Annotated in this window: 12 protein-coding genes; 9 read left to right on the top strand and 3 right to left on the bottom strand. The window is 56.3% G+C overall.

The window, feature by feature from the left end:
- Positions 1-3: 3 nt before the first annotated feature.
- The 3 genes from BUA85_RS02265 to BUA85_RS02275 form a co-directional block, all read right to left on the bottom strand.
- Entirely contained in the window at positions 4-237 is a 234-nt protein-coding gene (locus BUA85_RS02265; RefSeq protein ID WP_072898974.1) for a BolA/IbaG family iron-sulfur metabolism protein, read from the bottom strand.
- A gap of 61 nt (positions 238-298) precedes the next feature.
- Positions 299-2458, bottom strand: coding sequence for a phosphoribosylformylglycinamidine synthase subunit PurL (purL, locus tag BUA85_RS02270; protein ID WP_072898976.1), 2160 nt, complete (start codon positions 2456-2458; stop codon positions 299-301).
- Positions 2459-2735: 277 nt separating this feature from the next.
- Positions 2736-3641 carry a LysR family transcriptional regulator gene (locus tag BUA85_RS02275; protein WP_072898978.1) on the bottom strand — a complete coding sequence of 302 codons (906 nt, stop codon included), beginning with the start codon at positions 3639-3641 and terminating at the stop codon, positions 2736-2738.
- A 158-nt stretch (positions 3642-3799) separates the two neighbouring features.
- On the opposite strand from BUA85_RS02275, the gene BUA85_RS02280 reads away from it, so the two are divergent.
- The 9 genes from BUA85_RS02280 to BUA85_RS02320 all read left to right on the top strand — a co-directional run bounded on the left by BUA85_RS02280 (position 3800) and on the right by BUA85_RS02320 (position 13521).
- Positions 3800-7210: an indolepyruvate ferredoxin oxidoreductase family protein gene (locus tag BUA85_RS02280; RefSeq protein ID WP_072898979.1), complete on the top strand. Its 3411-nt coding sequence runs from the start codon at positions 3800-3802 to the stop codon at positions 7208-7210.
- 153 nt (positions 7211-7363) lie between these two features.
- The gene (locus BUA85_RS02285; protein ID WP_072898980.1) at positions 7364-8176 is read left to right on the top strand and encodes a glutamate racemase; all 813 of its coding nucleotides are present in this window, start codon (positions 7364-7366) and stop codon (positions 8174-8176) included.
- 54 nt (positions 8177-8230) lie between these two features.
- Entirely contained in the window at positions 8231-9259 is a 1029-nt protein-coding gene (gene argC / locus BUA85_RS02290) for an N-acetyl-gamma-glutamyl-phosphate reductase (protein WP_072900371.1), read from the top strand.
- Positions 9256-9702: a cytochrome c maturation protein CcmE gene (ccmE, locus tag BUA85_RS02295; protein ID WP_072898981.1), complete on the top strand. Its 447-nt coding sequence runs from the start codon at positions 9256-9258 to the stop codon at positions 9700-9702. The genes argC and ccmE overlap by 4 nt, the downstream gene beginning before the upstream one ends.
- 55 nt (positions 9703-9757) lie before the next feature.
- The gene (locus tag BUA85_RS02300) at positions 9758-10369 is read left to right on the top strand and encodes a holin-associated N-acetylmuramidase (protein ID WP_072898982.1); all 612 of its coding nucleotides are present in this window, start codon (positions 9758-9760) and stop codon (positions 10367-10369) included.
- Positions 10360-10854 carry a holin family protein gene (locus BUA85_RS02305; RefSeq protein ID WP_072898983.1) on the top strand — a complete coding sequence of 165 codons (495 nt, stop codon included), beginning with the start codon at positions 10360-10362 and terminating at the stop codon, positions 10852-10854. Before BUA85_RS02300 ends, BUA85_RS02305 begins: the two co-directional genes overlap by 10 nt.
- Entirely contained in the window at positions 10847-11053 is a 207-nt protein-coding gene (locus BUA85_RS02310) for a hemolysin XhlA family protein (protein ID WP_072898984.1), read from the top strand. The genes BUA85_RS02305 and BUA85_RS02310 overlap by 8 nt, the downstream gene beginning before the upstream one ends.
- 63 nt (positions 11054-11116) lie before the next feature.
- A complete protein-coding gene (locus BUA85_RS02315; protein WP_072898985.1) occupies positions 11117-13081 on the top strand; it encodes a heme lyase CcmF/NrfE family subunit in 1965 nt (654 codons plus the stop codon).
- The gene (locus tag BUA85_RS02320) at positions 13078-13521 is read left to right on the top strand and encodes a cytochrome c-type biogenesis protein (protein WP_072898986.1); all 444 of its coding nucleotides are present in this window, start codon (positions 13078-13080) and stop codon (positions 13519-13521) included. Before BUA85_RS02315 ends, BUA85_RS02320 begins: the two co-directional genes overlap by 4 nt.
- Positions 13522-13573: the final 52 nt, after the last annotated feature.

Genomic DNA, 13573 nt, shown 5'->3' on the forward strand with positions numbered 1-13573 from the left:
GAATTAGTCCGGTGCCTTGGTGGTCAGGGCGAGGGCGTGGAGTTCGCCATTGTTGCCGTCCATCTTGCCTTTAAGAGCGGCATAGACAGCACGTTGCTGTTGGACGCGGTTTTTGCCACGGAAGCTTTCGTCGATCACTTTGGCTGCGAAATGCGCGCCATCGTCGCCTTCGACGGTGATATCCGCATCCGGAAAGCTTTCACGGATCAGGGCTTCGATGGTGGGGGCGTCGATCATGGGGCGTCCTTTGTTGGTCTTGATCCCTAATTTATGAACTCAACCGCCGTTGGCAAGGTCTTTAGGCGACGGCTTGTTCGAAGCTCGTGCGATAAAGTTCTGACAATTCGGTGAGATCAGCGCTGTGGCTGCCAAAGGTCACTTGATCGCCGCCGACGCGCCCGACCATCGCAATTGGCACACCATCGCGACCTGCGCAGAGCATCAGGTCTTCGGCTTGGTCAAAATTGCAGGCCACCAGATAGCGCGCTTGATCTTCGCCAAAGAGGGTCGGTGTGTCGTCCATATCAAGCGTGATGCCACAGCCTGCGGCTTCTGCGAGTTCGAATGCGGCCAGTGCGAGGCCGCCGTCAGAGAGGTCGGTGCAAGCTCGGATCATGCCATTGTTGGCACGGATGAAATCGCCGTTGCGTTTTTCGGCCGCAAGGTCCACGGCAGGTGCATCGCCTTCGGCGCGAACATAAACCTCGGCCAGAAGGGCGGATTGGCCAAGGTGGCCGTCGGTTTTCCCGACAACAAGCAGGACGTGACCGTCGCGAATACTGTCTGAGATCATCGCGTCGGGGGTCGGGATCAGGCCGACCGCGCCGATAGTCGGGGTGGGCAGGATCGCTTGGCCATCGGTTTCATTGTAAAGGGATACGTTGCCGGAGACGATGGGCATGTCGAGGGCTGAGACAGCTTCGCCAATGCCTTTGATCGCGCCGACGAATTGGCCCATGATCTCGGGCTTTTCAGGATTGCCGAAGTTCATGTTGTCAGTGGTTGCGAGCGGCGTCGCGCCCACGGCGGTGAGGTTGCGATAGGCTTCGGCGACGGCTTGCTTGCCGCCCTCTACTGGGTTGGCTTTGACATAGCGCGGGGTCACATCGCTGGTGAAGGCGAGGGATTTTTCAGTGCCGTGCACGCGGATGACACCGCCGCCGGTTCCGGGCGTGACCGCCGTGTCGCCCATGACCTGTTGGTCGTATTGTTCATAGACCCACTGCTTGCCCGCGTAGTTCGGGCTGCTGATCAGGGCCTTGAGGCCGTCTATGGGGTTCACGCCTGTAATCTCGCCCAAAGGTTCGGCGTTTGGGGTTTCGACCCATGGGCGGTCGTATTCTGGCGCGGTTGAGGAGAGTTTGGACAGCGGCAGGTCGGCTTTGACTTGACCATTGTGCATGATCAGGAAGCGGTCTTCGGGGAGGGTTTCGCCGACGATGGCGAAATCGAGATCCCATTTTTCAAAAACGGCGCGGGCTTCAGCCTCTAGCTCTGGTTTCAGAACCATCAACATGCGTTCTTGGGATTCAGACAGCATCATTTCATAGGCTGTCATGTTTTCTTCGCGTTGAGGGACATTCTCCAGATCGAGGCGGACGCCGAGGCCACCTTTGTCGCCCATTTCAACGGCAGAACAGGTGAGGCCAGCGGCGCCCATGTCTTGAATAGAGATCACAGCACCGGTCGCCATCAATTCAAGCGTCGCTTCCATCAGGCGTTTTTCAGTGAAGGGGTCGCCGACCTGAACAGTGGGACGTTTCTCTTCGATGGTGTCATCAAATTCAGCGGAGGCCATGGTTGCGCCGCCGACGCCATCGCGTCCGGTTTTCGCGCCGAGATAGACGACGGGCATTCCAACGCCGGAAGCTGCGGAATAGAAAATCTTGTCCGCGTCAGCGAGACCCGCGGCGAAAGCATTCACAAGGCAGTTGCCGTTATAGGCCGGATCAAAACGGACTTCACCGCCGACGGTTGGGACGCCAAAGCAATTGCCGTAGCCGCCGACACCTGCAACGACGCCGTTGACGAGCTGGCGGGTTTTCGGGTGGTCCGGTTCGCCGAAGGACAGAGCGTTCATGGCTGCAATTGGCCGAGCGCCCATGGTGAAAACGTCGCGTAGGATGCCCCCAACGCCGGTTGCAGCGCCCTGGTAAGGTTCGATGTAGCTGGGGTGGTTGTGGCTTTCCATCTTGAAGATGACCGCTTGGCCATCGCCAATATCGACAACGCCTGCGTTCTCGCCAGGGCCGCAGATCACTTGCGGGCCCTCTGTCGGCAGGGTGCGGAGCCACTTCTTTGACGATTTGTAGGAACAATGTTCGTTCCACATCGCAGAGAAAATGCCCATTTCGGTAAAATTGGGGGTGCGGCCAAGAATGTTCAGAACTTCTTGCCATTCGTCGGGGCTGAACCCATGTGCGGCAATGACGTCTTCGGTGAGTTCTGGCTCTGACATACCCTATCCCCATAGCAGCAGTTGCGGGCCTTTTAGGGCAGCGTGTTGCAAAGGGAAAGGCCGGAAAGAAAAAAGCCGGGCACAAGGCCCGGCGAAGTCCAACAGGGAGGTAAAAGGGATGAGCGCGAGGCGTCATCGCTTTCGAGAATTCAGATAGGGCTGAGACTTTAAGCAATCAATAAAAATTCGCTGGAAAAAGTGCAAAGCCGGTATGCGTTCTGTGCATATCGATGGCAAGCATCTGATTTACAGTAACAATTTTCTGGTTTGCAAAAATTTAGCCAGCTGCTTGTTCGCGCATTTTTCTACGATGGCTGATGATTTCATCCTGAACGAAGTCTCGGAACGCCGCGATGCGCTTTGATTGACGCAATTCTTCTGGGTAGGCCAAGAAAACTGGCACCTCGCCAGATTCGAGATCGGGCAGGACGCGGACAAGATCTGGGAAGTCTTCGGTCACGTAGTCGGGTAGAACGCCGACGCCCAAACCGTTGAGCACGCCTTGCAGCACGCCGTAGTAGTTGTTGACGGTGAAAAGGCTTGGGACATCATAGCTGAGCAGATGCCGGACGAGCGTTGTGCCGGCGGCGACTTGTGCTGACGACAAGCTTTGACAGATCAAGCGATGTTTCGAGATGTCAGTTGCGGCGTCGATCGCGCCATTTTTCTGAATGTACTCTTTGGTCGCATAGAGACGCATGCGCACTGACATAAGGCGTTTACGGATCAGATCAGCCTGAGAGGGTTCTTTCATGCGAATGGCAACGTCGGCCTCGCGCATCGGGAGATCAAGCACGCGTTCTTCCAACATCAGGTCGATTTTTAGATCGGGGTACTTCTCGTAAAGGTGCGGGAGGCGTGGCGCGAGCCAGAGGGTACCGAAGCCAATTGTTGTTGTGACCCGCAGTTCACCAAAGACTTCCTCTTCACTGTCTCTGATCCGCGCCGAGGCAGCCTCCAACCGTTTGTTCATGGATTTCGTCGCATCAAACAGCAATTCGCCCTGTTCGGTGAGAATCAGTCCGCGGGCGTGGCGGTGAAAAAGGGTGGTGTTGAGCGCCTCTTCGAGCGCGCGGATTTGGCGACTGACGGCTGATTGAGACAAATGAAGGGTGTCACCCGCATGGGTCAAAGACCCCGCATCCGCGACCGCGTGAAATATTCTTAGCTTGTCCCAATCCATTTCTGCCTCAAATGATCTTTTGTTATCGCTCGCAGTTTGCGTTCGTTTCGTTCCCTTAGTCTAACATGCCAATTATGTGAAAGGGGGAACTTTTTTCTTGGTAGGTCAGCAATTGTGACCTAACCTTACAGCAGCGAAGCCGCTTTGGGAGGAAAGCCGTGAGCCACGAAAAGATATCCTTGAACGACCGATACGACTTGGACAAGACGACTGTTCTATTGAATGGGACGCAGGCACTGGTCCGGTTGATGTTGATGCAGCGCGCGCGGGATGAAAGGGCAGGGTTGAATACGGCTGGATATGTCACGGGTTATCGCGGATCGCCTTTGGGGGCGGTCGATATGCAGATGACGCGGGCGGCAGAGCCTTTGACCAAGGTCAACATAAAGTTCCAACTTGGCTTGAATGAAGACCTTGCCGCGACAGCGATCTGGGGCTCGCAACAGGCGGAGTTGCGCGGTGAAGGGAAATACGACGGCGTCTTTGGCCTGTGGTACGGCAAGGGACCGGGTGTGGACCGCTCTGGCGATGTGATGCGCCACGCTAATATGGCCGGTACTTCGCCCCACGGAGGGGTGATCATGGCGATGGGGGATGACCATACAGGCGAAAGCTCCACCACGTTGCATCAATCCGATTGGGCGATGCTGGATGCCTATATGCCGATTGTCTCTCCCGCGGGAGTGCAGGAGATTCTGGATTACGGGCTTTATGCCTATGAACTGTCGCGGTTTTCGGGCCTTTGGGTTGGGTTGAAAACGATGAAGGACACCATCGAAGTGACGTCGGTGGTGGAGGCTGATCCGTTTGAGGCCCAGTTCGTACGCCCTGAGGTGCCAATGCCGCCCGAGGGATTAAATATTATGCTGGGGGAGACGCCTCAGCAGCAGGAAGCGCGGGTGATTGATTATAAGCGCCACGCCGCCGAAGCCTTTGCGCGCGCGAATAAGATCGACAAGCGGATGCACGGGAAAGCCGGTGCCAAAATTGGGATCGTGGCGGCCGGTAAGAACTGGCTCGATGTGCAGCACGCCTTGTCTTTGCTGGGTGTGGATGAGGCTGAGGCAGAGAAGCTTGGGATCACCACCTATAAGATCGGGCAGGTGTGGCCGCTGGATATGGCGTCGTTCCATGAATGGGCCGAAGGGTTGGAGTTGATCATTGTTGTTGAGGAAAAGCGCAAGCTTATCGAGGTGCAGGTCAAAGAGGCGATCTTTGATGATCGGCGCGGTCGTCGAGTTTATGGCTGGCACAAGGGTGATGAACATTCCGCCAACAAAGAAGAGATTTTCCCGACACGGGCGGATTTGAACCCGATTTTGATTGCTGAGAAATTGGGGAACGTCTTCGTTGAGGAAGGCTGTGCATCATCTAAAGTTACTTCTGGCCTTGAAGCGTTGATTGAGGCGAAGAAAGCCGACAACGCGCCAGAGATCGCGGCGCGCTTGCCATATTTCTGCTCCGGCTGTCCGCATAATTCATCGACGAAAGTGCCCGAAGGTAGCCGTGCTTATGCCGGGATTGGCTGTCACTACATGGTGCAGTGGATGGATCGGGAAACCGTAGGTTTTACCCAAATGGGAGGTGAGGGCGCCAATTGGGTCGGTGAAGCGCCTTTCAGTACGCGGGGCCACGTATTTCAGAACCTTGGTGACGGGACGTATAATCACTCTGGCGTGCAGGCGATCCGTTTTGCGCTGCTGGCAGGGACGAACATCACCTATAAGATCCTCTACAATGATGCCGTCGCGATGACCGGTGGGCAGGGAAATGATGGCGGGTTGACCGCTGATCAGATCACCCGAGAGCTGCTTGCGATGGGCGTGAAGGACGTCACAGTTGTCTATGACGACAAAGAGGACGTTGATCCCGCGAAGTTCCCCAAAGGGATACCTTTGCACGAGCGGGCGGAGTTGCAGCAGGTGCAAGAGCGATTGAGCAAGGTCGAGGGCGTCACGGCGATTGTTTATATCCAGACCTGTGCGGCAGAGAAGCGCAGACGGCGGAAACGGAACCTCTTTCCCGATCCTGATAAGCGCGTGTTCATCAACACCGATGTCTGCGAAGGCTGCGGCGATTGCGGGGTGCAGTCGAATTGTGTTTCGATTGTTCCCGTGGAGACAGAGCTTGGCCGCAAACGCGCGATTGATCAGTCCTCTTGCAACAAGGATTTCTCCTGCGTGAATGGGTTTTGCCCGTCGTTTGTGACGATTGAGGGTGCGAAGATCCGCAAAGAGGCGACCGCTTCTATTGATATTCCCGATCTGCCCCAGCCAGACCTTCCTCAGATCGAGGGGACGCATAACGTCGTGATCACCGGTGTCGGGGGTACGGGTGTTGTGACCATCGGTGCGGTTCTGGCGATGGCCGCCCATATCGACGGCAAAGGGGCCGGGATGATGGAGATGGCCGGTCTTGCTCAGAAAGGCGGCGCGGTACACATCCACTGCCGTTTGGCGAATAAGCCCTCGGATATTTCGGCCATTCGCGTGGCGACAGGGGAGGCAGATGCCTTGATCGGTGGTGATCTGGTCGTGAGTGCTGGCGCTAAGACCATTGGCTTGATGAAGACGGGCCGGACCAAAGGCGTGGTCAACAGCCATGAGATCATCACCGGCGATTTCACCCGCGATACGGAGTTTAAGCTGCCCTCTGATCAGCTGAAGCTGTCACTGGAGGCGCGATTGCGCGACGATTTGGCCATGTTTGATGCCTCTGACCTTGCGAAAGCGCTGATGGGCGACAGCATTTATTCAAACATGATGATCTTTGGCGCGGTATGGCAAATGGGTGCGATACCGATCTCATTCGAGGCGATTCTACATGCGATCACCTTAAATGGCGCGGCTGTGGAGCGGAACAAGCAGGCGTTTGAATATGGGCGCTGGGCGTTTCTACATCCCGATGAGGCGGCGAAGGTGCTAACGCCGAATGTTGTGGCATTGCCAAAGAGCTTGGATGAGAAAATCGCGTTTCGCGCGGATCATTTGGTGAAGTACCAGAGCAAACGCTTGGCGAAACGCTATACCAAACGGTTGGCGCAGATCAGCGATCCCGTTTTGAAAGAGGCGGTGGCGCTGGGGTATCATAAGCTCCTGTCCTACAAGGATGAATATGAGGTCGCGCGGTTGTTGAAAGACACCGAAGCCAAAGCGCGCGAGACGTTTGATGGTGATTTGAAGCTGACGCACCACATGGCACCGCCTGTGTTGAGTAAGGTCGGGCCAAACGGGCGGCCCGTTAAGAAAGAGTATGGCGCCATGACAGCGCGTATGTTCCCGATTTTAGCGCGGTTTAAGCGACTGCGCGGCACGTGGCTTGATGTGTTCGGCTATACGGCTGAACGGAAGATGGAGCGCGCGTTGATCAAAGAGTATGAGGCGGATTTGAAAGAGATTTTGACCGCTGTGCGAGATGATACCAAGGATGCCGCAGTATCATGGGCGAAGCTACCGATGGAGATACGGGGGTTTGGTCCGGTCAAGGAGGCTAATGCCCGTGCGGCTGCGAAGCGGCGAGAAGAGTATCTGGCGGTGCTGCGTGCGAAACCGATGGAGATGGCGGCATAGTAGCGTAGTTTCCGCGATTAATTTGTCGCGCGACCTTGCAGGGCGCAGAAGACCGATGGATTTCCGTGGCAAATCGACGTATGGCTTGAGCAAGGCTGCGACTGTCGTCTCAGTTCAGCCTCATGATTGAACAAAGTGATAAAGGTCGCGACCATGGCCGTCGGCGTATTTGATAGCGGATTAGGAGGCCTTACCGTCCTCAATGCAGTGCAAGACACACTGCCAGACCTTCCGTTGGTCTATTTCGCGGACAGCGCCCATGCGCCGTATGGCGTGCGCGACGCCGACGACATCTATGATCTAACGACCTCTGCCGTTTCCCAGATGTTCGATCAGGGTTGCGATCTTGTGATTTTGGCCTGCAACACCGCCTCTGCGGCTGCTTTGCGGCGGATGCAGGAAGGCTGGGTGCCGAAGGACAAGCGGGTGCTTGGTGTCTTTGTGCCGATGATCGAAGCGCTGACAGAGCGCCAGTGGGGCGACAACTCCCCTCCGCGAGAGGTTGAGACAAAACATGTGGCGCTTTTTGCCACGCCCGCCACGGTGGCGAGTCGTGCGTTTCAGCGTGAGTTGGCGTTTCGGGCTATCGGTGTCGATGTAGAGGCGCAGGCCTGTGGTGGCGTTGTCGATGCGATTGAAGACGGTGATATGATCCTCGCGGAAGCGCTGGTGCGCAGCCATGTGGATGCGCTGAAACGAAAGATGCCCAAACCGGACGCAGCGATTTTGGGCTGTACGCATTATCCGCTGATGCACAAAACGTTCCAAGACGCGCTGGGCGCGGATGTGAAGGTTTTCAGTCAGGCGAACTTGGTTGGTGACAGTCTGAAGGACTATCTGGACCGCAGGCCAGAGTTTATCGGCGGCGGTGAGGGAACGACCTATCTAACCACGGGCGATCCGCAGCGCGTGTCTGACCGTGCGACCCAATTTTTGCGACGAGACATCAGCTTTATCTCCGCATAATTGGCAGCCGCGGCTGTTTTCCTTACATACCCCTCTGAAGAAGGGATTCGAAGAATGACTTACAACGTCGCCATCCTTGGCGCTTCTGGCTACACGGGCGCAGAGCTTGTCCGGTTGATCGCAACCCATCCGTCGCTGAAGATTGTCGGGCTCTCCGGCAATTCAAAAGCGGGTCTGAGCATGGCTCAGGTGTTTCCGCATTTGCGCCATTTGGACCTGCCGGTTCTGACCACGATCGAAGATATGTCCTTTGACGGTGTTGATCTGGTGTTCTGCGCGCTGCCCCATGCGACATCGCAGAAAGTGATCTCTGGCTTGCCGCGTCACTTGAGGATCGTGGACCTGTCCGCCGATTTCCGGCTGCGCGACCCGGCGGAGTATGAGAAATGGTATGGCAAGCCGCATTCAGCGGTCGAGATGCAGAAAGAGGCGGTTTATGGGCTGACCGAGTTTTACCGCGATGAGATTTCGCAGGCGCTATTGGTTGCAGGAACGGGATGCAATGCGGCGACGGGGCAATATGCCTTGCGGCCGTTGATTGCCGCTGGCGTGATTGATCTCGATAACATTATCATCGACCTGAAAGCGGCTGTTTCTGGCGCTGGGCGGGCGTTGAAAGAGAACTTGCTGCACGCCGAACTGTCCGAAGGCTATCACGCCTACGCTGTGGGCGGCACGCACCGGCATTTGGGCGAGTTTGATCAGGAGTTTTCGGCTGTAGCGGGGCGGCCCGTGCATGTGCAGTTCACACCGCACTTGGTTCCTGCGAACCGCGGGATTCTGGCGACTGTCTATGTGCAGGGTGATGTGGAGGCGATCTATGGTGCCTTAGATGCTGCCTATGCGGAGGAGCCGTTTGTCACGGTGCTGCCGAAGGGTGAGGCACCGTCGACCAAACATATCCGCGCCAGCAACTTTTGCCACATCGGTGTGGTCGCTGACCGCGTTTCGGGCCGTGTGATGGTGATTGCCGCGCTTGATAACCTGACGAAAGGTTCATCTGGGCAGGCCTTGCAGAACGCCAATCTGATGTTAGGTCTGCCAGAGACGGAAGGATTGATGTTGGCCCCGGTGTTCCCGTGAAATCGCTCAAAAAACAAAGACGCATTCAGATTATCATCGTCGCCTTCTTCGCGTTGGTGATCTCAACCGCGCTTATTGGTTATGCGATGCGGGATGGGATCAACTTTTTCTACTCGCCGACTCAAGTGACAGAGAATCCGCCAAGCCCAACGGAGGTGTTTCGGATTGGTGGACTTGTAGAAGAAGGATCGATCCAGCGCGGTGAAGGGACGGAAGTGTCGTTTCGTGTGACGGACGGGATCAATGCCGTACCGGTAACTTACGATGGCATTCTACCGGACCTGTTTGAAGAAAATCAGGGGATGGTCGGGCAAGGTCGCTACGTGAACGGTACCTTTGAAGCGTTTGAAATCCTGGCAAAACACGATGAAGAATATATCCCGAAAGAAGTGCTCGACGTGTTGAAGGAAAACGGAACTTACGTCGAACCGGACGGTGCCTAGCAACAGCCTTAACCATTAGGCGGCAAGCTTTCTGCGATAAGTGCAGTAGGCGTGAATGCCAACCGTTCGAGAGATTGCCGAAGAGATTGTGCGCCGTGAGGGCGGCTATGTGAATGATACTGACGATCCGGGCGGAGCGACGAACCACGGTGTGACGATCCACACGATGCGTCGACTTGGGCTTGATCTGGATGGCGACGGGCGTGTGACGGCGGATGATGTGAAGGTTTTGCCGCGTGATACGGCGATCAACATCTTTATCGATCACTACTTTCACGGGCCACGGATCGATGCGCTGCCAGAAACGCTTCGCGCATCGGTGTTTGATATGTATGTCAATGCTGGCAGTCATACTGTGCAAATTTTACAGCGTGTTTTCAATCAGATGCGGATTGAAGTTACTGTCGATGGGGTGATTGGCCCACAAACGATTGCGGCGGCAGAGCGTGCCTTTCAGGCGGCGCCGGATCATCTGGTTGATGCTTACGGAATTGCGCGGCGCAATTACTACTACGACCTTGCGGATCGGCGCGTGGCGTCGCGCAAATACGCGCGCAGGCGCGATGGGGGCAAAGGTGGTTGGATTCGTCGAGCGGAGGAATTCATAGCACCGAAATACCATCTGACTGCAGAGCAGCACCAAGCGAGGGTGGCGTCATGGGGTTAGTCGGGCGGTTGATGACGATGATTTTCGGCGACGGGCGCAACGTGATCGCGGAAACGGCTGAGGTGTTTCGTGTGAACTCGGAACAGGCGGATCAAAGTGCGACTGATGTGACTAAAGCGACGTTGGCGCAGTTTGCGGCCGAGTTTGCACATCCGCGAAAGGGGCTGTTTGATCGTGTGATCGACGGGATCAACCGGTTGCCACGGCCTATGCTGGCCTTGGGCACCATTGCTTTGTTCGTCACCGCGATGTTTGATCCGGTTTGGTTTGCCAGCCGGATGGAGGGCGTGGCGCTGGTGCCGGAGCCGCTTTGGTGGTTGATGGGGGCGATTGTGAGTTTCTACTTTGGTGCTCGCCATCAAGCAAAAGGGCAGGATTTCAGCGCTGTCGCGGAAACTTTGAGCGCGTCCGAGTTGTTAAAGCCGAAAGAACCGCAAGCCCCAGACAATCCTGCCTTGGCGGATTGGGAGGCGAAGAATGGATAATGATTGGCATCTCAAAGTGGATGAGCGGTTGGCGGCTTTGGAAACGCGTAACGCTGTTGATGAGGTGCATCGGCTGAACGTGACAGAGCGTTTGTCTGCGATTGAGGACACATTGAAATGGGTCGTTCGGTTGATGATCGGCGGGTTGATCGTTGCCGGACTGACCTATGCGCTGAACGGAGGGTTGTCGCTGCCATAATGTCGCGTTGAAAAACGCGTGTGGGGCATGTCCGAACCGGTTTGACTGCGCTATATCAGGGGCATGTTGATCGAGCTTGCCCATTTCTGTTTGATTCTGGCCTTCGCCATTTCCATCGTGCAAATGATCGTTCCCTTGGTGGGCGCGCATAAGAATTGGCGTGGGTGGATGGCTTTGGCGGAACCTGCGGCGACGTCTCAGGTCATTTTAGTTGGCTTTGCCTTTGCCGTGCTGACATGGGCTTTTGTTGTCTCGGATTTTTCGGTCCAGCTGGTCTATCTGAATTCTCACACGGACAAGCCGTTGATCTATAAGATCAGTGGTGTTTGGGGGAACCATGAAGGGTCACTCCTACTTTGGGTGCTGATCCTTGCGATTTTCGGGGCCTGTGCAGCGTGGTTTGGTGATGACCTGCCGGCGCGCTTGAAGGCGCGCGTTTTGGCGGTTCAGGCCGCGGTTTCGGTTGCGTTTTATGCCTTCATCATCTTCACTTCGAACCCCTTTGTCCGGCTGGAATTCGCGCCGCTGAACGGCCGCGATTTGAACCCATTGTTGCAAGACCCCGGCTTGGCATTTCACCCGCCGCTTTTGTATTTGGGGTATGTGGGCCTAAGCATGACGTTCTCATTCGCAGTGGCCGCCTTGATCGAAGGAAAGGTTGATGCGGCGTGGGGGCGGTGGGTGCGCCCTTGGACCTTGGCCGCTTGGATGTTCCTCACCGTGGGCATCGCGCTTGGCTCTTGGTGGGCGTACTATGAGCTCGGTTGGGGCGGCTTCTGGTTCTGGGATCCGGTGGAAAACGCGAGCTTTATGCCGTGGCTCTTTGCGGCGGCTTTGCTGCATTCCGCCATTGTTGTGGAAAAACGCGAAGCATTGAAAAGCTGGACGATACTGCTGGCGATCCTTGCGTTCGGGTTCTCGCTCTTGGGTACGTTTATTGTAAGGTCAGGCGTCCTGACCTCGGTACATGCTTTTGCGAATGATCCAGAGCGCGGGGTTTATATCCTCGCGATTATGGTGATCTTCACAGGCGGATCGTTGGCCTTGTTTGCGATCCGGTCTGCGGCGTTGGAAGCTAAAGGCGCGTTCGGGATTGTGAGCCGCGAAAGCGCCTTGGTTTTGAACAATATCCTGCTCGCCGTGAGTGCGTTTGTCGTGTTCATCGGGACAATGTGGCCGTTGATCGCCGAAATGGCGACAGGGCGGGTTTTGTCCGTGGGGCCGCCGTTCTTTAACGCAGCCTTCACGCCGTTCATGATCGCTTTGGCGCTGGCGCTGCCGATTGGGTCAATGCTGGCCTGGAAGCGCGGGTCGATCAAACGCACAGCGAAGAGCCTTGTGGGTTGGGCGGTTTTGGCTGTTGCGATTGGATTGCTCGCCTATGCGGTGCAAACAGGGCGATCTGCATTGGGGCCGGTCGGAATGGCTCTTGGCGTTTGGGTTGTGGGCGGTGCGTTGACGGATTTGTGGTCACGGACAGGGCGCGGCGGTGTGCCGGATCGGGTCCGGCGTTTGCGTCGGTTGCCACGGGCGGACTGGGGCAAAGCCTTGGCACATTTCGGAATTGGTGTGACCTTCCTTGGCGTCGCTGGCATTCTTGCTCGGGAGACTGAGGACATTCGCGTCGCGCAGATTGGCGAAAGCTATCAGGTTGGAGCGTATGAGGTAACGCTTGCCGATGTGCGGCAGGAACGCGGGCCGAATTATGTGACGACGATCGCTGATGTTGCGATTGAGAGGGGCGGGCAGAGTTATGTCTTGCAGCCGGAGAAGCGGTTTTATCCGGTCGCCCAGATGCCAACGACGGAAGCCGCGATCCGCAATGGGTTCCTGCGGGACGTTTATGCTGTGATTGGTGATCCGCAAGAGGGCGGTGGCTATGCTGTTCGACTTTATATCAAACCGCTGGCCAATTGGATTTGGGGCGGCTGCATTTTGATGGCGCTTGGCGGATTGCTGTCACTGTCTGATCGTCGTCTGCGTGTCGCTGCGGGTGCGGCGAAGGCAAAAACGGTGCCTGCTGAATGAGGTGGCTGGCGATCGCATTGATGCTTTGGGCGGCACCGCTTTGGGCGGTTGAGCCGAATGAGATGCTGGATGATCCGGCTCTGGAAGAGCGCGCGCGAGAGATTTCGCAGCTAGTGCGCTGCCCGGTCTGTCAAAACGAGAGCATCGATGAATCCCATGCTACCGTTGCGCGCGATCTTCGGGTGATCATTCGTGAGCGTTTGGTTGCTGGCGACACGGATCAGCAGGTTCTGGATTATCTGTCGGCGCGATTTGGCGAATTTGTTTTGCTGACACCACCGCGAGACGGGGCAAATCTGATTTTGTGGCTGGCCGCACCAGCCATGTTTTTGGTGGCGCTTGGGATCGGTTGGGCAGCGATCCAGCGGAAGCCCAAAGCCGCAGATGAAGGGCTCAGCCAAGACGAACAAGCCGAATTGGACAAAATTCTCAATTCGTGACGCTGTGTAGGGGTTTTCTAAACTGACCGGTTCACTAGATTGAGCGTAAGAT

Origin of the sequence: Cognatiyoonia sediminum (genome assembly GCF_900129845.1) — a bacterium.
Lineage (GTDB): Bacteria > Pseudomonadota > Alphaproteobacteria > Rhodobacterales > Rhodobacteraceae > Cognatiyoonia > Cognatiyoonia sediminum.